This is a genomic window from Streptomyces sp. NPDC107454, from assembly GCF_055582885.1.
This window is the reverse complement of record NZ_JBVJPA010000022.1, coordinates 73,748-95,298: the sequence shown is the minus strand read 5'-3', so window position 1 is coordinate 95,298 and position 21,551 is coordinate 73,748. Positions and strand designations below refer to the sequence as shown.

Sequence of the window (21,551 nt, the reverse complement as noted above, 5' to 3'; positions counted from 1 at the left end):
CAGCACGTTCCCGTCCCCGCGAGCAGCACCACCCAACCGGAGCCGTGGAACCCGGCGCCCGTCCGACGCGTTCCCAGGGGCTCAGCGGCGGCCTCGCCTGTCCTCGTAGGTGACGAAGTAGCTCACAACAACGAACAAGCCGAAAATCCCCAGGGCGAAGGTACCGAGGATCGTCCAGATCCCCCTCCCGTCCAACGCAGAGCGCACCCCACCACCGAGCCCGCCGACGGCCAGGCAGAAGCCGAAGACGAGCATCTGTGAACTTTGGGGTCTCAGCCAGTGCCGCAGGTCCGGGCGGCGGCGCCCGCGCGTGGGCGGGCCTGCGGAGTGCGTCATCGCCACCTCACCTTCCCGGTTCCGCCAGGGCGTCCACATGGGTGTCGCTCGGCCCCTTGGGCGCCTCGGGCGTGCGGGAGAAGCCGACCCCGTCGTAACCGAGGCCCCAGGAACAGGTCGAGTCCACTTCCGCTGCCCGAACGATGATCGCATCGATACGCCGCTGCAGGGCGCCGCCGTGCGAGCGGCTTCGCCCTCCCAGGACAGCCGACAGCCGACAGAAGACCAGCGTCTGTCGGCCGGCCCGGAAGAGTGCTCGGACGGCCGTCTTGACCATGTGGCTGAAGCCATCCTCGACAGCGAGCCGCTTCCCGCTCGGGAACGCGATCAACTCCAGGGCGCGCCGTGAAGGCGATGCCACGGACCGTGGCTCGGCGGCACGGTCGTTACCGGCGGTGCAGCGCTCGGGGGTGCAGCGGGCCCGGTCGCCGTGCCCGGGGCCTGCGCGACTCCGGAGGCCCACAGCTGGTCGACACGCGAGCGCTCGGTGCTGTTCGGGTAGCGGCTGGTGCAGGACGGGCCGGGGCTGCCGCCCGACATCAGTTCACTGCACGGCCCGCTGTAGTCGTCCGGCAGGCCCAGCACGTGCCCGGTCTCGTGGGTGACGACGCGGACCGAGTCGTACTGCTGGTTCTGGGTGTAGTCGAGGAAGACGTAACCACTTCCGTGGCCGTCGGTGGAGGCGTAGGACCCGCGCGCGTCGTTGCCCTCCTGGTAGGAGAAGTCGGCACCGCTCGACGCCTCCTGGAGCTTGACGTTGGACTCGGAGCTGTTCCAGATCGAGGCCGCGCTCGCTATCTGCGAACGGAAGCTCGGTGCCTGGGAGGCGTTGTAGTAGACAGTCACCGCCTGCCCGTTCGGCTGGGCGGCGCGCTTCTCGGCGACCGACTTGAGCACGGCCTGGAAGAACGCCTTGTTGTTCGCGGCCTCCCCAGCCGACCCGTCGTACCGCGCCACGGGGGTACCGGCGTCAGCGGACGGGGTGGCGGCCGTCTGGGCACTCGCCGGCACCGCCGCGCCCAGCGCGCTGGAGGCCAGACCCAGGCCGAGAGCGAGAGCGAGGTGTCTCGCGGACATTCGGGACGACTTCATGTGGGGGGCTCCTACTCACTCGGTGACGCCGAGCACCCGGTGCGCGGTCGGCTCTGCGTGAACACCGGTTCCGAACTGCGGCGACGTCCTGTGGGTCGACATTCTTAGAACGGCTCGACAGGGAGCGCAAAGGGTCCCGCCACTACGTCGCCTCGTAGGTCCCGGGACCTCGCCAGGGCAGTGCCCACGGGTCTCGGGTCCGCACATGGCGGCAGGAGGAAAGCTGTCGCGGCGTCAGAAGCCTTACCTCACACGGCAACAGGCGTGCGGGCCGACCGGGCGGAATCCCGGGACGCGCGGCGGGATCCACATCCGGGCCAAGACGGACAAATCCTCAGATGTCCGCCATGCCTCGTCTACTAAGCGTGCAGGTTGGTTGGTGGGGCACCGTGACCGACGTCATAGAACGTCCCGGAATATGATCTTCCGCTTCTTCCGCACCCCACCGATCCCGGGGCCCCAGGGAGTCACCCTCGGCGCCGGGCGGCACTCCCTCACCGCTGAGCCGCCGCCGCTCCGTCCCGATCAGGACGGAGGCCGGGCCCGCCGTGCAGCCCCGCGAGCGGCACGGGGGAGAGGTCGGCGGGCCCCTCGCCCGCCTCCAGCAGCGGGCCCCACCGCACCCGGTGGCTTCGGGACCATGCGGGCCGGGCTGTCGTCAGCCACGCGAACGCGGTGCGTGCCCGGCCATGGAGCGCGAGCCGCACTCCGGCCCCCTCCGCCGGCACCAGCACCACCCACTCGTCTTCCATGTCCATGCCCGGGACGTGTCCACCTTCATCCACTTGAGGACGACGGCGCGCATGGCGTGGAACTCGAGGGTCGTGAAGTCGCCGTCGGTGAGCCACAGTTGTCCTCGCGGGCCTTGCCCTTCAGGGCGCTCTTCAGCCGTCGTGACGAGTCGCCGGAGGAGCGGCACGCGTGAGCCACCTCAATGCGGAGGATGAGCCGGTCGTCGGGGTCCGACAGGTCGCGCCGGTCGGCCTCGCCGCGCAGGAGCACGCGCTTGCCGTCGACTGTCGAGAGAAGCTCTTCGAAATGTGCGCCACCTCGACACGGAGCCCGAATTTGATCTAGACATGACAAAACGCCGCGCAGGCTATACCGCACACGCGCCGATGTCGCACACGGAGCGACGCCGCACGCGGGGTGGACCGATCGTCAGTGAGCCACCGGAGTCACCGCTGTGTACGTGCGGCGCAGGAAGCGGATCAGGACCTTCGAGTCGAACTGCACCACCGACACGCCTTGCGCGGAGTGGAACTCCACGACCGCCTGCACCCGGCCGCACGGCCACACACGCACGCCGCCGGACTCGACCGGACCACGCAGGCCCCGTTCGAGGAGCTCCCGGGGGAAGACCCACTCGTGGGGGCCGGGCAGCGTCATGTGAACCTGGCGGGGATCAGCGTCGGGGTCGTAACTGAGGGCCACCGGGACGACCTGGTGTTCGTCCTCGGCGGAGTCTGCCGTGTCGGTGACGATGTGGGCTCGTGCGTACTGTTCGACGGCGGACATGAACCGACTCCTTGCGCTGCGTTACCTGTGGGGAATACATGAATCCGCCACCTCTCCAATGTCGCACATTTCGGAGATTTCGCCCACGGACTCCCTTATCCACCGGGCTCCCGGATCCGTCCACCGGGTTCCCGGATCAGCCCTCGCCATGCGTCACCGCCCCGCCGCTATTCATGGGCCCCTCGCTCTTGCAAGCTGTTCGCAACAAGGCACTATCATCGAACGGTGCATGTGCCTGACGGATTCATCAACGCCCCGGTCTCCGCGGTCACCGGAGTGGTCGCCGCCGGCGCCATCGCCGTGAGCCTGCGGGGCGCCCGCCGCGAACTCGACGAGAAGACCGCGCCACTCGCCGGCCTGGTCGCCGCCTTCATCTTCGCCGTACAGATGCTGAACTTCCCGGTCGCCGCCGGGACCAGCGGACATCTGCTCGGCGGTGCGCTCGCGGCGATACTCGTCGGCCCCTTCACCGGGGTCCTCTGTGTCTCCGTGGTCCTGCTGATGCAGGGCATCCTCTTCGCCGACGGCGGCCTGACCGCACTCGGCGTGAACATCACCGACATGGCGATCGTCACGACGGTCGTCTCGTACGCCGTCTTCCGGGGCCTGGTGAAGGTCCTGCCGCGCAAGAAGCGCTCCATCACCGTGGCGGCCTTCGTCTCCGCGCTCCTCTCCGTCCCGGCCGCCGCCGTCGCCTTCACCCTCATCTACGCCCTCGGCGGCACCACCGACGTCCCGATCACGAAGGTCGCCACCGCGATGATCGGCGTACACGTCCTCATCGGCATCGGCGAGGCCACCATCACCGCGCTCACGGTCGGCGCGGTCATCGCCGTACGACCTGACCTCGTGTACGGGGCCCGCGGTCTGCAGCAGCGGCTGAAGCTGCGCGTCGGCGGCGAACTGGTCGACGCACCCGCGACCGCCGCCGTCCCCGTGGCCGCCCGGACCTCCCGCCGCAAGGTGTGGGCGGTCGGCCTCGTCACCTCCCTCGTCCTCGCGGGCTTCGTCAGCTTCTACGCCTCCGCGAGCCCCGACGGCCTGGAGAAGGTCGCCAAGGACCAGGGCATCGACCAGAACACCAAGAAACACCACACCGAGGACTCCCCGCTCGCCGGGTACGGCGTCAAGGACATCTCCGACGCCCGGATCTCCGGCGGCCTCGCGGGCGTGATCGGCGTCGGCGTCACCGTCGTCGCGGGCACGGGGATCTTCTGGGCGGTGCGCAGGCGCCGCACCGCCGACGTCTCCCCCTCGCAGGTGGCCTGAGGTGGGCGCGGGTCACGCCCACCGGCTCTACCGGCACGGGCACTCCCCTGTGCACGCCCTGCCTCCGCACACCAAACTCGCCGCGACGTTCGCCTTCGTCGTCGTGGTCGTCTCCACCCCGCGCGAGGCGATGTGGGCCTTCGCGCTGTACGCCACGCTGCTGGCGACGGTGGCGTACAAGGCCCGGGTGCCGGCCGCCTTCCTGCTCAAGCGGCTGCTGATCGAGATCCCGTTCGTCGCCTTCGCCGTGCTCATGCCGTTCGTGGCGCAGGGCGAGCGGGTGGACGTCCTCGGTCTGTCGCTCAGTGTGAACGGCCTGTGGGGCGCCTGGAACGTTCTGGCCAAGGGCACCCTGGGCGTCGCCGCCTCCGTGCTCCTCGCCTCGACGACCGAACTGCGCGAACTGCTGCTGGGGCTCCAGCGGTTGAAGCTGCCCCCGCTCCTCGTGCAGATCGCCTCCTTCATGATCCGCTACGGCGATGTCATCACGGACGAGATGCGGCGGATGCGGATCGCGCGGGAGTCGCGGGGCTTCGAGGCCCGGGGTGTACGGCACTGGGGCGTCCTCGCGAAGTCGGCGGGCGCGCTGTTCATCCGCTCCTACGAGCGCGGGGAGCGTGTCCACCTCGCCATGGTGAGCCGGGGATACGCCGGTTCGATGCCGGTCATCGACGAGGTGACCGCGTCCCGGGCGCAGTGGTCGTACGCCCTCGCCCTCCCGTTCGCCGCCCTTGTCGTCTGCCTGCTGGGATGGACCCTGTGACCCCCTCTCTTGAAGTGGCCGGACTGGCCTTCGCCTACCCCGACGGCCACCAGGCCCTCTTCGGCGTCGACTTCCGCATCGGACGCGGCGAGCGTGTCGCGCTGCTCGGCCCGAACGGTGCGGGCAAGACCACGCTCGTCCTCCATCTCAACGGCATCCTGACCGGCGGCGCCGGAACCGTGACGGTGGCCGGACTCCCGGTCGGCAAGCGGCACATGGCGGAGATCCGGCGCAAGGTCGGCATCGTCTTCCAGGACCCCGACGACCAGTTGTTCATGCCGACCGTGCGCGAGGACGTGGCCTTCGGGCCGGCCGCGTCGGGCCTCAAGGGCGCCGAGCTGGAGGACCGCGTCCGTACGGCCCTGGAGCGGGTCGGCATGGCGGACTTCGCCGACCGTCCCCCGCACCATCTGTCGTTCGGGCAGCGACGCCGGGTGGCCGTCGCGACCGTCCTCGCGATGGAACCGGAGATCCTCGTCCTCGACGAGCCGTCCTCCAACCTGGACCCGGCCTCACGCCGCGAACTCGCCGACATCCTGCGGTCGTTGGACGTGACCGTCCTCATGGTCACGCACGACCTGCCGTACGCCCTCGAACTGTGCCCCCGGGCGCTGATCCTGAGCGACGGCGCGATCGCGGCGGACGGGAAGACCGGCGAACTGCTCTCCGACGACGAGCTGATGCGCACCCACCGACTGGAGCTGCCCTTCGGTTTCGATCCGCGCTCGACAGCTGTGCGTACTCCGTGACAATGGGCGCGTGACGAAACAAGGGGACCAAGAGGACTTCGGATCGGCCGGGTCGCTGTTCCTCGACGACCAGTTGTGCTTCGCGCTGTACGCGGCCCAGCGCGCGGTGACCGCCGCGTACCGCCCGCTGCTGGAGGAGCTGGGCCTCACCTACCCGCAGTACCTCGTCCTGCTGTTCCTCTGGGAGCGCGGCGAGACCACGGTCAAGGAGCTGGCGGGCGCGCTGCGGCTGGACTACGGCACGATGTCGCCGCTGCTCAAGCGCCTGGAGTCGGCCGGTCTGGTCCACCGTGACCGCTCGCCGCGCGACGAGCGGTCAGTGCTGGTGGCGGTCACCGGGCGCGGTGCGGCGCTGCGGGAGCGCGCGGCGGGCGTACCGCGGGCACTGCTGGCGTCGACCGGCCTCGCCGGGGACGAGGTGGCCAGGCTGCGGCAGGAGCTGTGGGGGCTGGCCGAGCGCGCGGAGGGTGCGGCGGGACGCGGGCGCTGACCTGCCCGGGCGGGGGTTACCGACGGTTTCTGCCCCCTGGCAGGCACACCCTCCGTACCGGCCGGTACCTTGTGCACGATGTACTTGCGCACTCCTGTGTTTTCCGTCCTGGGGGAGGTCCCGCCATGATCGACGGCACCGCTGTCGACACCCGCCCGACGAAGATCATGTACGTCGCCGAGGCCACCGCGCACGGCGGCCGGGACGGCTACGTCACCAGCCAGGACGGCCAGATCGAGCTGAAGGTCGCGATGCCGCCCGCGCTCGGCGGTGACGGCAACGGCACCAACCCCGAGCAGCTCTTCGCGGCCGGGTACAGCGCCTGCTTCCACAACGCGCTGGTGCTGGTGGGCCGCCGCGCCGGACTGGACCTGACCGGCTCCACCGTCGCCGCGAAGGTCGGCATCGGACCCAACAAGCAGCGCGGCTACGGCCTCGCGGTCGCCCTGAGCGTCTCGCTGCCCGTCCTCGACCAGGACGTCGCGACCAAGCTCGTGGACGCGGCGCACGAGGTCTGCCCGTACTCGAACGCGACCCGGAACAACATCGAGGTCACGATCCTGCTCGGTTAGGAATCGAGCCTTCCGCGTGTGTGTTACACCCACTGTTGAGGGTGGCCGGGCGACAGGGAGTACGGACGTGAACGTGAACGGCGAAGTGGCCGAGGGCTTCGAGCCGGTCAGGGAAGCGTTCGCACGCAACTTCGAGACGCTCGGGGAACGGGGTGCGGCGGTCTCCGTGTACCGGCACGGGCGCAAGGTCGTCGACCTGTGGGGCGGCACGCGGGACGTGGACGGTACGGCCGATTCGGCGCCCTGGGAGCACGACACGGCCCACGTCATGCACTCGGCGACGAAGGGTGTCGGGGCCGCCGTACTCCTGATGCTGCACGAGTGCGGCGAGCTGGACCTGGACGCACCGGTCGGGAAGTACTGGCCCGAGTTCAAGGCTCGGGGCAAGGAACACCTCCTGGTCCGGCATGTGCTGTCGCACCGGGCGGGCGTGCCCGTGGTCGACGCGCCGCTGACGCCGGCCGAGGCGGCGGACCCGGACCGTACGGCCGAGTCGATCGCGGCGCAGACCCCCCTCTGGGAGCCGGGCACGGACCACGGCTACCACCCCCACACCTTCGGCTGGATACTCTCCGAACTGGTCCGCCGCGTCACCGGCGGCCGGGGCGTGGGCGAGTTCATCGCGACGGAGATCGCCGCCCCGCTCGGCCTGGACCTCTGGGTCGGCCTGCCGCGGGCCGAGGCCCACCGGGTGGGCCGCGCGGGCCGAGTCGACGCGCCCGAGCCGTCGAGCGCCCTGCGCACCCGCCCGAAGCGGTCGGTGGCCGAGGCCTACATGGACCCGGACTCGACGACCGTCCGCGCCTTCGCCGCGATCACCCCGCCGCCCGACGACAACGACCCCGCCTATCGCGCGGCGGCCCTCCCCGCCTCGAACGGCATCGCCACGGCCGACGGTCTCGCCCGTTTCTACGCCGCCCTGACCGGCGAGCTGGACGGCACCCGGCTGGTCACCCCGGCCACGGTCGACCTGGCCCGCGCCGAGGCGTCCGCGGGACCGGACCGCACCCTGGTCATCACCACACGTTTCGGCCTCGGCTACATGCTCCACGGCACGGCCTCCCCGCTGCTGGGCCCGGCCTCGTTCGGCCACCCCGGCCGCGGCGGCCCCCTGGGCTTCGCGGACCCCGAGTCGGGCATCGCCTTCGGCTACATCACGAACGGCTTCCGCAAGACGGTGACGGCGGATCCACGGGCGCAGGCACTGGTCCGGGCGGTACGGTCGGCGCTGTCGTCGTAGCCGAGCGGGCCGGGTGCGTGTCGTAGCCGAACGGCTCGGGACCGCGTCGTAGCAGGTCCGGACGGGGCCGCGGCGTAGTCGATCCGGCCAGGGCCGTGCCAGGACACCCCCGCGATCCTGGCCCGCCCCTTCCGGTCCGCCCGTCCCTCGCCGCGCGGCGATCACCAGAATGCGCGGCCGACCGCCCGCCTGTCGTTGGCTCACAGTCGCCACCTACTTGGCGCAGCGTCCACGGCCTTCCGTACGTACCTCACGCTCCTCGGCCACCGCCTGCCTCCGGAGTTCACTCGGCGGGACGCCATGGGCGGCACGGAAGGCCCGGGTGAACTCGGCGGCGCGGGGGAAGCCCCAGCGGGCGGCGACGGCATGGACCGGCGTCGCGCGCAGTGCCGGGTCGGCGAGGTCGCGGCGGGCGTTCTCCAGCCGCTGATCGCGGATGTAGGAGGCCACGGTGAGGCCCTCGGCCTGGAAGAGGCGGTACAGATGGCTGCGCGAGATGTGGTGCGCGGCGGCGATCCGGGCGGGGGTCAGCTCCTGGTCGCCCAGATGCCGGCGGATGAACGCCTTGATGCGCAGGGTCAGCCTCCGGCCGCGGGTCTCCGGCGGCAGCAGGGCCTCGGCGTCCAGGGCGCCCGCGAAGACGGCCGTGACCAGATCGGCGAGGACCGTTCCCAGCCGGGGTCCGTCCGACGACTGGTAGGAGCCGGTGTCCGAGGCCAGCTGGACGAGGAACTGCGCCAGGAGCGCGCCGACTCCCTCACGGCCCGAGATCCGGCTGCCGATCACCTGGTCGGCCCGGTTCGCGGGCAGCGCCACCAGCGACCGCGGGATCTCGACTCCCACGAGGCTGACCGGGTCGGCGCCGGTGTGTATCTCGTACGACCGCGAGGAACAGTTCGTGTGGATGTCGTTGACCCGGTACGCGGCCTGTTGTCTGTCCCAGACCGCCGCTCCCTCTCCCCTCAGCAGGAGGGACAGGTGGTACACCTCGGGATCGGACTGGCGGATCAGCTTCGGCGTCCGACGGAAGACCAGATGGTCGAAGGTCGCCGGCCAGACCACGACCTCCCCCAGTCCGATCATGCGCTGGTGCGCGCGGTAGTCCGCCGCGCGGTCGCTGGCCAGCTGCATGGGCGCGTGCGTACGGCCCATGCGCTGCGTCCACGCCTCGAACCGGTCACCGACCGGCAGGTCCGCGGATCTGAAGACCGACTCCTGCAACACGGTCAGCGGACGGACACGTGCGCCACGAACCGCCCCCGGGTGGCGGCGGCTGCCCCGACGCGGCCGCCGGCCTCGGGACCGCTGCTGTGGCCGCTCTTGAACCAGTGGAGTTCCGAAGTGCTCACAGTTCCCCCAGGCTTGTTCGACGAAGGCCGGCGACTCCCCTGGTGAGAGAGCCTGAGACCGGATGATGCCATAGCGTAGTTCGAGGATTCGGAGCTGCCACGGGTCCGGGACCCGGCTCCGAGCCGGGGCGGCGCTGGCGGGCCGAGTTGTCGCGCCCCATACCTGGTGCCGCCCCCGCCACCACGGCCGCCGTTCACTGCCGGGGGGCACCTACCCGGCATGCGCTGCTGTCTCCCCGCTCCCCTCGCCGCCCTGTCGGCTCTCCCCTCCCCCTGCGACGTCCTGCGCTCCGGCGCCCTCCTCGTCCCCGCCCTGCTGCGGACCGCCGCCGCGCGCAGGGCGGGCCGCCGGCACCCCGACTCCCTGATCGCGGTCCACCTGGAACTGGTCACCCTCACCGAGGACCGCGCCGTCATCACCTGGTACACCGGCATACCCGGCACCGACGACGGGTTCGGTCATCCGCTGCCCGCGGTGACGGAGGGCGAGGTCGTCTACGGCACCCACCCCGCCCGGCTGAACCGCACCGCGGCCGAGGACGGGCCCACCGCACACCACTACGTGGAGCTCACGGACCTGGAACCGGGCCAGACCTACTACTACCGGGCCGGCTCGCGGGGCGTGGCCGCCACACCCACACCCCTGCACCTCGTGCGCGGCAACGCCGTCGGCACCTCCCTCCACGGGCTCGGCTCCGTCGGCGGCCCGTACTCCTTCACCACGCCCCAGCCCCCGCCCGGCCGCCATCTCCTGTCCATCGCGCTCTGCAACGACCTGCATCTCGGCGAGACCGCCGCGGGCCTGGTGGCCGGGATCCCCCTGATACGCGGGGTGTCGCAGGCACCGGGGCTCGCGCCGTACCCGGAGACCATGAGCCGGGCCCTGGTCGAGGAGGCGCGTCGGCGGGGGGCGGACCTGCTGCTGGCCGCCGGGGACGTCTCGGCCGGCGGGGCCCCGCGGGACCTGGCCGAGGCCAGGCGGATCATGGACGGTTTCGGCACCCACGGGCAGGACTACTTCGTCGTACGCGGCAACCACGACCGGCCCGGCCAGCCCGGTGCCGCCTTCCACGACGCCTTCCTCGACACCTTCCACGACGGTGACGGGCCCGCCTACTTCGCCCGTGACCTCGGCGGGCTGGGGATCATCGGCCTCGACACCTACGAGAAAGAGGGCGCCGGCGGTGACGCGGGCGGGCTCGGCGCCGAGCAACTCTCCTGGTTCCGGGCCCGGTTGAAGGAGCGCGGCGACCAGCCGACCGTGGTGTTCGGCCACCATCCACTGGCCGTGCGGGACTCCGTCTTCCCCATGGGCCGCGGGCAGCGCCTCGACCGCCGCCAGGCGCGCGCGATCCTCGACGCCTACGCCGCCGCCCCGGGCGTCTTCCTCCACCACGCGGGCCACACCCACCGCAACAAACGCACCGTCCTGCCGCAAGCGCCGCACGTCACCCAGCAGGAGGTCAGCGCCGTCAAGGACTACCCCGGGGGCTTCTGCCTGCTACGGATCCACTCCGGAGGCTTCGCCCTCAACCACTACAAGCCCGGCGGTGCCCCCGCCCGCGAGTGGGCCGAGCGCAGCCGCCGGGTGGCCGGGGGCCTGTGGCCCCACCACGCCCTCGGCCGCTCGGTCACCGACCGCAACAGCGTGACCGTCCGCGACCTGTCCGGCGTCACCGGCCCTTTGCAGTGAGGGGCACCCTGCAACAACGCAGGGTGCCCCTCACCATCTCAGCCAGACAGCCGGTCAGTCAGGCCTCAGACCCGTACCAGCTCCCGGTCCTCGTCCCGGCCCCCGTCGCCGCGGCCCTTCTCCTCCGCCGTGCGCAGGCCCTCGCCCTCGACATCCACGTTGGGAAGCGCCCGGTCCAGCCACCTCGGCAGCCACCAGGCCTTCTTCCCGAGCAGGGCCAGCACCGCCGGGACGATCGCCATGCGGACCACGAACGCGTCGAAGAAGACCGCGATCGCGAGGCCGAAGCCGATCATCTTGATCATCGACTCGCTGGAGCCGATGAAGCCGGAGAAGACGGCGATCATGATGACCGCGGCCGCCGTGACGACCCGTGCGCCGTGCCTGAACCCGGTCACGATCGCCTGGTGGGGCTTCTCCCCGTGGACGTACGCCTCGCGCATCCGGGTCACGAGGAACACCTCGTAGTCCATCGCGAGACCGAAGACGACACCCACCATGAAGATCGGCATCATCGACATGATCGGGCCGGTTTCCTCGACGCCCAGGAGGCCGGACAGCCAGCCCCACTGGAAGACGGCGACGACCGCGCCGAGTGCCGCCATCACGCTCAGCAGGAAGCCGAGCGCCGCCTTCAGCGGGACCAGGATCGAGCGGAAGACCACGATCAGGAGGAGGAAGGCGAGGCCGACGACCAGCGCGAGATACGGGATCAGCGCGTCGTTCAGCTTCTGCGAGAAGTCGATGTTCATCGCGGTGGTACCGGTGACCAGCACCTTCGCGTCGGTCTTCGCCGTGATGCTGCCGCCCGCGTCACGGATGGCGTGCACCAGGTTCTCGGTCTTGACGGAGGACGGCTTGGAGTCGGGGATGACCGTGATCGTCGCGGTGTCCCCGGCCTTGTTGAACGCCGCCGGGCTGACCGACACGACGTCCTTCATGTCCTTGACCGTGTTGGTGACCTTGGTGGCCGCGGCCTTGGGGTCGTCGCTGGACTTGCCGTCGACGACGAGCATCAGGGGACCGTTGAAGCCGGGACCGAAGCCGTCGGACAGCGCGTCGTACGCCCGGCGCTGCGTGGTCGACGTCGGCTGCGAACCGTCGTCGGGCAGACCCAGTTCGAGCGAGGCCGCCGGGAGCGCGGCGGCGCCCAGGCCGATCACACCGAGCACCAGCACGGCGAGCGGCCGGCGCACGACGAAGCTCGCCCAGCGGGTGCCCATGTTGGGCTTGCCCTCCTTCTTCGCGGCGCGCCCGCCGCCGAGCAGCTTGCTCTTCTTGCCCGCGGGCTGGACCTTGCGGCCCGCGTAACCCAGCAGGGCCGGAATCAGCGACAGCGCGATCAGTACCGCGATGGCGACCGTGCCCGCCGCCGCGACCCCCATCTTCGTCAGCATCGGGATGTTCACGACCGACAGACCGACCAGCGCGATCACGACCGTCAGACCGGCGAAGACGACCGCCGAACCCGCCGTGCCCACGGCCCGTCCGGCCGCCTCCTCGCGCTCCCGGCCCTCGGCCAGTTCGGCGCGGTAGCGGGAGACGATGAAGAGGGCGTAGTCGATGCCGACCGCGAGGCCGATCATCATCGCCAGGGTGGAGGTGGTGGTGCCCAGGTCCAGCGCGTTCGCCAGCGCCGTGATCGTCGAGACGCCGATACCGACGCCGACCAGCGCGGTCAGCAGCGGCAGCCCGGCCGCGATCAGCGAACCGAAGGTGATGACGAGCACGACCGCGGCGACCGCGATACCGATGACCTCGGTCGACCCGGTCTCGGGCGTCGCCTGGAGCGCGTCACCGCCGACCTCGACGCTCAGCCCGGCGTCCCGCGCCTGCTGCGCGGCCTCCTCCAGGGCGGTCTTCGAGGAGTCCTTCAACTCCATGCCGGACACCTTGTACTTCACCGAGGTGTAGGCGACCGACCCGTTCTTGCTCACCGCGTGGGACTTGAAGGGGTCGGAGACGGAGGTGACCTCGGAGCCGTCGCCGAGCGCCTTGACGGTCTTCTCGACGGTCGCCTTGTTGGCCTTGTCGCCCATCTTCTCGCCGGCGGGCGCCTTGAAGACCACACGGGCGGTCGCGCCGTCGGCGCTCATTCCGGGGAAGCGCTGTTCGAGCAGGTCGAAAGCTTTCTGCGCCTCGGTGCCCGGGATCGAGAAAGAGGACGCCCCCGCGGTGGGCGCGGAGGCGGCGCCGACACCCGCCAGCGTCAGCAGGGCCACCCATATGAGGGCGACGAAATGGCGTCGCCTGAAGGCGAATCGGCCGAGTTTGTAAAGGAATGTGGCCACGAGGGCGTACTCCCGGTCAGGTCGTTTGCTGGCAGCTGGGCAAGGGAGATCAGCCCGACGACGTGAGCGGTCGCGTCAGGTGCACGTAGGCGTTACTGAAGGTCGGGCAGGCTCAGGCGCCGAGAGCGGGGAGGATCACGGCGTCCATGTACGAGGTGAGGAAGTCCTGGGTCGGCGGCTGCTGGTCGATGATGCTGCGGACCGCGAAGGCGCCGATCACCATGTGCAGCACATAGTCCTTCGCGGGGTTGTCCGCACGGATCTCACCCCGGTCGACGGCGCGCTGCAACATCGCGTCCAGCTCCTCGATCTCCGGCTCGATGATCAGTTCCCTGAACGCGCGCAGGAGATCGGGGTTCTCATGGGTCGCCGTGGCCAGACCCCGCATCAGCGCGGAGTTCTGTTCCATCTGGCAGTCGTCCTCACGGCGCGCCATCGCGTGGAAGTCGCCCCGCAGGGATCCGGTGTCGACGCCGCCGGCGGTCGGCTTCTGGTGCCGCAGCGCCTTGACGACGAGCTCGGCCTTGCCGCCCCACTGGCGGTAGAGAGTGGCCTTGCTCGACCGGGTACGGGCGGCGACGGCGTCCATGGTCAGGGCGTCGTAGCCGACCTCCCGGAGCAGTTCGAGCACGGCCGTGTAGAGCTCGGCCTCACGCTCGGGGGTGATCCGACTGCGGCGCACCGTTGCGGCTTCAGCCATCCCACTCACCTTCTCTGCTCCGGACGACACTGTTTCGTACACCTATGAAGATACCCCGAGATCAAGCGAAACGAAACCGTTTCGTACGTGTGCTGGGTCACGCCCTCCCGAAAGGACACCTACTCACAAGTTGCCAGGGGCCTCCGGGAGGAAAAGCATGGGTAGGTGAGCGACGCGTATGAGAAGGCGACCACTGACCATGCGCCCCCCGGGGACAACGCGACCACCGGGGGCAACGCATCCGGCTATCTCCGCTTCCCCCATCTCAGCGGCGACCATCTCTGCTTCGCCGCCGAGGACGACCTGTGGATGGCCCCCCTCGACGGGCCGGGCCGCGCCTGGCGGCTCACCGTCGACCGGACCAAGGTCGGCCACCCCCGCTTCTCCCCCGACGGCCGGCTGATCGCGTACACGAGCTGGCGCAGCCTCGTGCCGGAGATCCATCTGGTGCCGGTGGACGGCGGCCCCTCCCGCCGGCTCACCTACTGGGGCAGCGCGGACACCCAGGTCTGCGGCTGGTCGCCGCCCGAGAAGGACGGGCACAGCGACATCCTCGCCGTCGCCTCCCACGGCCAGCCCTTCTCGTACTTCACCTGGGCCTACAAGGTCCCCACCGACGGCGACCCCGGCGGCGCGCTGCCCTGGGGCCCGGTCTCCGCCATCCAGGTCGCCGACCTCGACGGCGAACACAAGACACTCCTGCTCACCGGCACCCCGCCGCACGAGCCCGCCTCCTGGAAGCGCTACCGGGGCGGCGCCACCGGGCGGCTCTGGCTGCACGGACGGCGACTGCTCGCCGATCTCGACGGCCACCTCGACTCCCCCATGTTCGTCGGCGGGCGTATCGCCTTCCTCTCCGACCACGAGGGCATCGGGAACCTGTACTCGTGCGCGTACGACGGCGGGGACCTGCGCCGCCACACCGACCACGACGCCTTCTACGCCCGGCACGCCTCCAGTGACGGCACCCGGGTCGTCTACCAGTGCGCCGGGGACCTGTGGATCGTCGACGACCTGTCCCCGGACTCGGTCCCGCGCCGCCTCGACGTCCGCCTCGGAGGTCCACGCGCGGGACGCCGTACGTACCAGGTGCCCGCGGCGCAGCACGTGGACGGTCTCTCGATCGACGAGACGGGCCGGGCCAGCGCCGTCGTCGTACGCGGCAGCCTGCACTGGCTCACCCACCGCGACGGCCCCGCGCGCACCATCGCGGACACCCCCGGCGTACGCGTCCGGCTCCCCGAGATGCTCGGCTCCGGCGGTCGGATCGCCTACGTCACCGACGCGGACGGCGAGGACGCCGTCGAGATCGCCTTCCTCCCCCGTGCCTCCGGCCAGCGCGAGCCGCGCCGGCTCGCCTCCGGCGAACTGGGGCGCGTGCTGGAGATGGTCTCCGACCCGCAGGGCGAACGCCTCGCGATCGCCTCGAACGACGGACGCCTGCTGATCCTCGACGCGACGGAGGAGTCCGGGGACACGTCCCCGTCCCGGGCGGAGCCCGAGGAAGCCGACCGGACGGAGCCCGACAGCACCCCCTCGGAACCGGAGTCCGAGGACACCTCACCGGCCGAGTCGGGAGGAGGCGAGGTCACTGAGCTGATCACCTCGATCAACGGGCCGGTCCGGGACCTCGCCTTCTCCCCGGACGGGGCCTGGCTGACCTGGTCGCACCCGGGGATCGGCCGCTCCCTGCGCCAGATCAAGATCGCGCGCATAAAGGACCGGCTCATCGTCGACGTCACCAACGGCCGCTTCGAGGACGAGAACCCCGTGTTCACCCGCGACGGCCGCTACCTCGCCTTCCTCTCCTGGCGCGGCTTCGACCCGGTGTACGACGTCCACACCGGCGACCTCTCCTTCCCGCTCGGCTGCCGCCCCTACCTCGTCCCGCTGTCCTCCGCCACCCCCTCCCCCTTCGCGCTCAACCCCGACGGGCGGCCGGTCGCCGGAGGCCTGGACCCGATCGAGGACGAGAGCGCGGACGGCGCCGTGAGCGTCGAACTGGAAGGCCTGGAGAGCCGGGTGACCCCCTTCCCGGTCACCGCCTCCAAGTACTCGGCGCTGTACCCGGTCGCGGGCGGCGGCCTGGTCTGGCTGCGCTGGCCGATCTCGGGCGCCCTCGGCGAGACCTTCGTCAACCCCGACGACACCTCCGGCCGCCCGACGCTGGAGTTCTTCAACATCAGCAAGGCGAAGAAGTCCGAACTCGTCCAGCACCTGGACTGGTTCGCGGTCAGCGGCGACGGCTCCCGGCTGGTCGTCGTGGACGAGGGCGACCTGCGAGCGGTCCCCTCGACCGAGGCCGGAGACTCCGACTCGACGGTCTGGATCGATCTGCGGCGCATCATCCACGAGGTGGACCCGCCCGCCGAGTGGCGCCAGGCCTACGCGGAAGCGGGCCGCCTCACCCGCGCCTACTTCTGGGAACCCCACATGTGCGGCATCGACTGGGACGGTGTGCTCGCCCAGTACCGCCCGCTGGTCGAACGGGTCGCCTCCCCCGACGACTTCGCCGACCTCCTGCGCGAGGTCCTCGGCGAACTCGGCACCTCCCACGCGTACGTCGCCGCTGCCCGCCGCAACGAGGGCCCCGCCCACTACCAGCGCTGGCAGGGCCTGCTCGGCGCCAACTTCGTCCGGCGTGACGGCGGCTGGACGCTGAAGCGGATCCTCCCCGGCGACTCCTCCGACTCCAAGGCACGCTCACCGCTCGCCGGTACCGGCATCCGCGAGGGCGCGGTCCTCACCCACGTCGACGGCCGCCCGGTCGACCCGGTCACCGGCCCCTATCCCCTCCTCGCGGGCGCGGGCGGTACGACGGTGGAGCTCACGTTCACCCCTGAAGCAGGCGAGGGCCGCTCACGCCGGGTGGCCGTGGTCCCGCTGATCGACGAGCGCCCCCTGCGCTACCAGGACTGGGTGGCCAAACGCCGGGAGGTCGTGCGGGAGTTGAGCGGGGGCCGGTGCGGCTACCTCCACATCCCGGACATGGGCGGCTCGGGCTGGGCCCAGTTCAACCGCGACCTGCGCCTCGAGGTCTCGCGCCCCGCACTGATCGTCGACGTGCGCGGCAACGCGGGCGGCCACATCAGCGAACTCGTCGTGGAGAAACTCACCCGCACGATCCTCGGCTGGGACCTGACACGCAACGCCCAGCCGGTGTCGTACGCCTCGAACGCCCCGCGCGGTCCGATCGTCGCCCTCGCCGACGAGGCGACCGCCTCCGACGGCGACATGATCACGGCCGCGTTCAAGCTGCTGAAACTCGGCCCCGTCGTCGGCCAGCGCACCTGGGGCGGAGTCGTCGGCATGACCGGCCGTCACCGCCTCGGCGACGGCACGGTGATCACGGTGCCGATGAACGCGGCCTGGTTCGACGCGTACGGCTGGTCCGTCGAGAACCAGGGCGTTCCCCCGGACCTGGCGGTCCTGCGCACCCCCCTGGACTGGGCGGAGGGCCACCACACCGAAATGGACACCGCCATCCAACTGGCCCTGGACCTCCTGACCACCCACCACGCAGCCTCCCCACCCGACTACTCGAACGCCCCCGACAGATCAAGACCAAAACTCCCCCCACGATCTCAATAGGGGGGCGGGGAAAGCGCCCCTGCAAGGGGCGCGGGGAACTGCGCGCCCAGCCACATCAAACCCGCACCCGACCACGCACCCCCGACGCCAACCAAAAGCGTGGGGCGCCCCCAACAAGCAGGGGCGCCCCACAACTCGGCCTAAGCCGGCGCAGCGAACCGTCAGACGTCGTAGTCCTGGTCGAGCCGGTCCTTCGCCTCACGCTGCATGCGCTCGGCCTCCGGGATCGTCCGGTCGCCCCTCTGCGGGGAGCGCTCACCCGACTGCGGGGAACGCGCGCCCTGCTGCGAGGTGCGGGCACCCGGCTGCGGGGAGTGCTCGCCGGGACGGGCCTTCTCGTGGCCGATGTCCTGGCCCATCTTCTTCTTGCCCTGCTGCTTCATCTGCTCGGCCTTGTTCTGCATCTGGTCCTTCTTGCCCATGAGGTTTCACTCCCATTTGTGGGTGAGGGGGATCGGGCTCGACCAGACTTACACGCACGGACTACGCACGCATTTCGATCACTCACTCACGGTGATATCCCCTGCTGGCGCTGCTCGTCGGCCGCCCCGCCGGCACCCACGAGCCCCGTACTCACGCCTTTGAGCCGCGGCTCGAACCGCCGCATCTCCCGTTGTCCCACCGCCCCGATGATCCCCGGGAGGTAGCCCCGGACGCCCTGCATCCCGCGCAGCCACCACTGCGCGTACACGTGGACGGACCGCCGCTCGATCCCCGCGACGATACGGTCGACGGCCGGCCCCAGCGGATACGTCTTGTTGGACGGCCACGGCAGCCGCTGCCTCAACTCCCGCATCACCTCGTCCTGATCGGCCCCGCGCACCATGTCGGTGTCGGTCCAGGACAGGTAACCGATCCCGACCCGTACGCCCTTGTGGCCGACCTCGGCACGCAGACTGTGCGCGTACGCCTCCACGCCCGACTTGGACGCGCAGTACGCCGTCATCATCGGCGCCGGGGTGATGGCCGCGAGCGAGGCGATCTGCAGCAGATACCCCCGGCTCTCCATGAGCACGGGCAGGAACGCCCGCGCGGTGACCGCCGATCCGATGAGGTTGACCTCGATGACCCGCCGCCAGGCGACGGGATCGGACTCGACGAAGGGACCGCCGTTCGCCACACCGGCGTTGGCGACGACGATGTCGACCTTCCCGAACCGTTCCTTCACCTCGGCCGCGACCTGGGCCATCGCCTCGTGGTCGGTGACATCGGCATGCCAGAAGCCGCTTTCGCCGTGCAGCCGGTCCGAGACCTGCTTGAGCGCGTCCGGCTCCAGACCGACCAGCGCGACCTTGGCACCGCGCGCGGAGAGCTTGCGGGCGAGGAGTTCGCCGACGCCCCGCGCGGCCCCCGTGACGACCGCGACCTGCCCTTCCAGGCTCACCTTGGTCATGCGCTGCCCTCCTTGATCTCTGCGTAGGTGGAGACGAGTTCGCGTATGCGGGCAGTGACCAGTTCCGGCGCCTCCACCGGTGTCATGTGCCCGAGCCCGGTCAGTTCGGTGACGCCGACACAGTTCGGCAGGGCCGCGACCAGGGCGCGTGCGTGCACCACGGGCGTCAGCCGGTCCGCCGTACCCACCACCACGGCCGTCGGCACCGCCAACGCCCGTACGCCGTGGTCGAGATCGAGCAGGTCGAGCACCTTCGACCAGGCGTGCCGCACCGTGCGCGGACAGGCGTGCACGATCCGCGCGCACGCCTCCACCATGCCCGGTGACGAACCGGCGCCCATGGTCGCGTACTTGAGGATCCGCCGGGCGAGCGGGGTGACGGGCCCGAGCGGCGCGGCCGACCCGAGGATCCTCTTGGTCACCTGGGTCCGCAGCCACCCGGCCGGCATCGGCACCACCCGCGCCTCGGCCACCAGTCGCGAACTGCCCGTGCTGCACAGCAGGGCCGCCACCGCGTGCTCCCGGAAACGCGGCCGCGCCGAGGCCGCCATCAGCGTCATCCCGCCCATGGAGTGCCCGACGAGCACGGCCTTCTCGCCGGGGGCGAGCGTGGCCGCGAGCACGGCTTCCAGGTCGTCGGCGAGCGCGTCCGCGGTGCACGTCTCGCTCGCGGGACTGCGGCCGTGCCCGCGCTGGTCGTACGCGATCACCCGGTGGTCGACGGCGAGGTCCCGTATCTGCGCGGCCCAGAAGGCGGTCGAACAGGTCCAGCCGTGCGCGAGGACGACGACAGGCGCGGCCGGGTTGTCCTCGGGACCGTGCACCTCCACGTGCAACCGGGCGCCGTCGGCGGAGACGGCGGTCAGTTCACGCGCCGGCGCGGGCGGCGCGTACGCCCCGTGCTCCACATGCGTCAGTCGACTCACGCTCCCGCCTCCACCTTCTCGGCACCCTTTGTGCCGGGGTTCTTGGTGCGCGACTCGGGTGTGCGCGGCCCGGATGTGTTCGGCCCGGGGGCGCGCAGCACCTCGTACTCTCCCAGGTCGACCCGCCGGGTGGCGCTACGGAACTCGGTCGTCGTGCCGGGCCAGATGGTGGTGTTGCGGCCGTTCGCGTCGAGGTACCAGCTCGTGCAGCCGCCGGTGTTCCACACGGTGCGCAGCATCCGCTTCTGGACCTTGTCGTTCCAGCCCTCCACAGCGTCGGGGCGCGCGTCGAGAGCCGCGCGTCCGCCCAGGACGTCCAACTGCCGCACGTAGTCGGCCATGTAGTTCAGCTGGGACTCGATCATCAGGATCATGCTGGAGTTCCCGAGCCCGGTGTTGGGACCGATGATCGTCATCCAGTTGGGGAATCCGGCCGCGGTGGCCCCGCGCAGCGACTTCATGCCGTCGCGCCACACCTCCGCGAGCGTCCTGCCCTCCGTTCCGACGACCCGGTCCGCGATCGGCATGTCGGTGACGTGGAAGCCCGTACCGAAGATGATCGCGTCGACCTCGGCCGTGCTGCCGTCGGCGGCGACGAGCGTGGAGCCGTCGATCTTGGCGAGCCCGGAGGCCACGACGTCGACGTTGGCCCGGGTGAGCGCCGGATAGTAGGTGTTGGAAAGCAGGATCCGCTTGCACCCGATCCGGTAGTCGGGGGTCAACTTGGCCCGCAGCTCCGGATCCCGGACGGCCCGTGCCATGTTCCGCCTGGCCAGCCGCTCGACGAGACCCAGCTCGTCGGGACGCTTCGTGAACGCCTGGACCTGCAGCTCCCTGATCCCCCACAGCAGTCCGCGCCGGGCCTGTGTGGTGAAGGGCAGCTGCTTGTGCAGCCACCGTTCGGCACCGGTGATGGCACGGTCGACCCGGGGCATCACCCACGGCGGCGTGCGCTGGAAGAGGGTCAGCCGGGACACGTCGGGCTGGATGGCGGGCACGATCTGGATGGCGGAGGCGCCCGTGCCGATCATGGCGACGCGCTTGCCGCGCAGGTCGTAGTCGTGGTCCCAGCGGGCCGAGTGGAAGACCTTGCCGGGGAAGGAGTCGATCCCCGGTATGTCGGGGATCTTGGGATCGGAGAGCGGCCCGGTCGCGGACACGACGACATCGGCGGTGAGGAAGCCACGGCTGGTCTCGATCCCCCACCGGAGCTTCTCCTGGTCCCACGTCATCATCTTCACTTCGGAGTCGAAGCGCAGATGCGGGCGCAGCCCGAAGACGTCGGTGACGTGCTCCAGGTAGGCCCGGATGTGCTCCTGCCCCGAGAAGGTGCGCGGCCAGTCGGGGTGGGGCGCGAACGAGAACGAGTACAGGTGCGAGGGCACATCGCAGGCGCACCCCGGGTAACTGTTGTCCCGCCACGTACCCCCGACGCTTGCGGCCCGTTCCAGGACGACGAAGTCGGTGATCCCTTCGCGGCGCAGCCGCACCGCGGCCCCCAGACCGCCGAACCCGGACCCGATCACCGCGACGCGCACATGCTCGTGCTCGGTCATCCCGACCATCCCACGCCTCCCTA

At 70.8% G+C, this 21,551-nt stretch carries 22 protein-coding genes; 9 read left to right on the top strand and 13 right to left on the bottom strand.

The annotated features are described in order from the left end of the window. Positions 1-81: 81 nt before the first annotated feature. From ACZ69M_RS42510 to ACZ69M_RS42495, 4 genes are all read right to left on the bottom strand, one after another. A complete protein-coding gene (locus ACZ69M_RS42510; protein WP_470058581.1) occupies positions 82-336 on the bottom strand; it encodes a hypothetical protein in 255 nt (84 codons plus the stop codon). 7 nt (positions 337-343) lie between these two features. Beyond that, entirely contained in the window at positions 344-697 is a 354-nt protein-coding gene (locus ACZ69M_RS42505; protein ID WP_470058579.1) for a hypothetical protein, read from the bottom strand. Further along, positions 664-1,428: a snapalysin gene (gene snpA / locus ACZ69M_RS42500; RefSeq protein WP_470058577.1), complete on the bottom strand. Its 765-nt coding sequence runs from the start codon at positions 1,426-1,428 to the stop codon at positions 664-666. Before snpA ends, ACZ69M_RS42505 begins: the two co-directional genes overlap by 34 nt. A gap of 494 nt (positions 1,429-1,922) precedes the next feature. After that, on the bottom strand, positions 1,923-2,186 hold the full coding sequence (locus tag ACZ69M_RS42495; protein ID WP_470058575.1) for a hypothetical protein: 264 nt from the start codon (positions 2,184-2,186) through the stop codon (positions 1,923-1,925). 163 nt (positions 2,187-2,349) lie between these two features. Between ACZ69M_RS42495 and ACZ69M_RS42490 the strand changes: the two genes are divergently transcribed. Further along, positions 2,350-2,505, top strand: coding sequence for a hypothetical protein (locus ACZ69M_RS42490; protein ID WP_470058573.1), 156 nt, complete (start codon positions 2,350-2,352; stop codon positions 2,503-2,505). Between the two features lie 84 nt (positions 2,506-2,589). On the opposite strand, the gene ACZ69M_RS42485 is transcribed toward ACZ69M_RS42490, so the two are convergent. Continuing rightward, the gene (locus ACZ69M_RS42485) at positions 2,590-2,946 is read right to left on the bottom strand and encodes an SsgA family sporulation/cell division regulator (RefSeq protein WP_470058571.1); all 357 of its coding nucleotides are present in this window, start codon (positions 2,944-2,946) and stop codon (positions 2,590-2,592) included. A gap of 225 nt (positions 2,947-3,171) precedes the next feature. On the opposite strand from ACZ69M_RS42485, the gene ACZ69M_RS42480 reads away from it, so the two are divergent. The 6 genes from ACZ69M_RS42480 to ACZ69M_RS42455 all read left to right on the top strand — a co-directional run bounded on the left by ACZ69M_RS42480 (position 3,172) and on the right by ACZ69M_RS42455 (position 8,029). Continuing rightward, the gene (locus ACZ69M_RS42480; RefSeq protein WP_470058569.1) at positions 3,172-4,215 is read left to right on the top strand and encodes an energy-coupling factor ABC transporter permease; all 1,044 of its coding nucleotides are present in this window, start codon (positions 3,172-3,174) and stop codon (positions 4,213-4,215) included. A gap of 1 nt (position 4,216) precedes the next feature. Further along, on the top strand, positions 4,217-4,978 hold the full coding sequence (gene cbiQ / locus ACZ69M_RS42475; RefSeq protein WP_450482407.1) for a cobalt ECF transporter T component CbiQ: 762 nt from the start codon (positions 4,217-4,219) through the stop codon (positions 4,976-4,978). After that, entirely contained in the window at positions 4,966-5,727 is a 762-nt protein-coding gene (locus ACZ69M_RS42470; RefSeq protein WP_352044308.1) for an energy-coupling factor ABC transporter ATP-binding protein, read from the top strand. The genes cbiQ and ACZ69M_RS42470 overlap by 13 nt, the downstream gene beginning before the upstream one ends. A 10-nt stretch (positions 5,728-5,737) precedes the next feature. Then, positions 5,738-6,217 carry a MarR family winged helix-turn-helix transcriptional regulator gene (locus ACZ69M_RS42465; protein ID WP_470058567.1) on the top strand — a complete coding sequence of 160 codons (480 nt, stop codon included), beginning with the start codon at positions 5,738-5,740 and terminating at the stop codon, positions 6,215-6,217. A gap of 125 nt (positions 6,218-6,342) precedes the next feature. Then, on the top strand, positions 6,343-6,789 hold the full coding sequence (locus ACZ69M_RS42460; RefSeq protein ID WP_352044306.1) for an organic hydroperoxide resistance protein: 447 nt from the start codon (positions 6,343-6,345) through the stop codon (positions 6,787-6,789). A gap of 67 nt (positions 6,790-6,856) precedes the next feature. Next, the gene (locus ACZ69M_RS42455; RefSeq protein ID WP_470058565.1) at positions 6,857-8,029 is read left to right on the top strand and encodes a serine hydrolase domain-containing protein; all 1,173 of its coding nucleotides are present in this window, start codon (positions 6,857-6,859) and stop codon (positions 8,027-8,029) included. Positions 8,030-8,242: 213 nt separating this feature from the next. Here ACZ69M_RS42455 and ACZ69M_RS42450 read toward each other — a convergent pair whose 3' ends face one another. After that, positions 8,243-9,253 (bottom strand): helix-turn-helix domain-containing protein, encoded by a 1,011-nt coding sequence (locus ACZ69M_RS42450; RefSeq protein WP_470058563.1) that lies wholly within the window; start codon positions 9,251-9,253, stop codon positions 8,243-8,245. A 2-nt stretch (positions 9,254-9,255) separates the two neighbouring features. Then, entirely contained in the window at positions 9,256-9,378 is a 123-nt protein-coding gene (locus tag ACZ69M_RS42445; RefSeq protein ID WP_470058561.1) for a hypothetical protein, read from the bottom strand. A 220-nt stretch (positions 9,379-9,598) separates the two neighbouring features. Here ACZ69M_RS42445 and ACZ69M_RS42440 point away from each other — a divergent pair, with 220 nt between their 5' ends. Further along, positions 9,599-11,071, top strand: coding sequence for a purple acid phosphatase family protein (locus tag ACZ69M_RS42440; protein ID WP_470058559.1), 1,473 nt, complete (start codon positions 9,599-9,601; stop codon positions 11,069-11,071). Between the two features lie 65 nt (positions 11,072-11,136). Here ACZ69M_RS42440 and ACZ69M_RS42435 read toward each other — a convergent pair whose 3' ends face one another. Next, the gene (locus tag ACZ69M_RS42435) at positions 11,137-13,362 is read right to left on the bottom strand and encodes an MMPL family transporter (RefSeq protein ID WP_470058557.1); all 2,226 of its coding nucleotides are present in this window, start codon (positions 13,360-13,362) and stop codon (positions 11,137-11,139) included. Between the two features lie 112 nt (positions 13,363-13,474). Then, complete coding sequence (locus tag ACZ69M_RS42430) at positions 13,475-14,062, bottom strand: TetR/AcrR family transcriptional regulator (protein WP_470058555.1); 588 nt, start codon at positions 14,060-14,062, stop codon at positions 13,475-13,477. Between the two features lie 165 nt (positions 14,063-14,227). Here ACZ69M_RS42430 and ACZ69M_RS42425 point away from each other — a divergent pair, with 165 nt between their 5' ends. Continuing rightward, the gene (locus ACZ69M_RS42425; RefSeq protein ID WP_470058553.1) at positions 14,228-17,653 is read left to right on the top strand and encodes a S41 family peptidase; all 3,426 of its coding nucleotides are present in this window, start codon (positions 14,228-14,230) and stop codon (positions 17,651-17,653) included. Positions 17,654-17,814: 161 nt separating this feature from the next. Here ACZ69M_RS42425 and ACZ69M_RS42420 read toward each other — a convergent pair whose 3' ends face one another. The 4 genes from ACZ69M_RS42420 to ACZ69M_RS42405 all read right to left on the bottom strand — a co-directional run bounded on the left by ACZ69M_RS42420 (position 17,815) and on the right by ACZ69M_RS42405 (position 21,528). Beyond that, a complete protein-coding gene (locus ACZ69M_RS42420) occupies positions 17,815-18,075 on the bottom strand; it encodes a hypothetical protein (protein ID WP_319749014.1) in 261 nt (86 codons plus the stop codon). An 86-nt stretch (positions 18,076-18,161) separates the two neighbouring features. Next, complete coding sequence (locus ACZ69M_RS42415; RefSeq protein WP_470058551.1) at positions 18,162-19,046, bottom strand: SDR family oxidoreductase; 885 nt, start codon at positions 19,044-19,046, stop codon at positions 18,162-18,164. Next, positions 19,043-19,972: an alpha/beta fold hydrolase gene (locus tag ACZ69M_RS42410; protein ID WP_403689011.1), complete on the bottom strand. Its 930-nt coding sequence runs from the start codon at positions 19,970-19,972 to the stop codon at positions 19,043-19,045. The genes ACZ69M_RS42415 and ACZ69M_RS42410 overlap by 4 nt, the downstream gene beginning before the upstream one ends. Continuing rightward, a complete protein-coding gene (locus ACZ69M_RS42405) occupies positions 19,969-21,528 on the bottom strand; it encodes a flavin-containing monooxygenase (RefSeq protein ID WP_470058694.1) in 1,560 nt (519 codons plus the stop codon). The genes ACZ69M_RS42410 and ACZ69M_RS42405 overlap by 4 nt, the downstream gene beginning before the upstream one ends. Between the last annotated feature and the right edge of the window lie 23 nt (positions 21,529-21,551).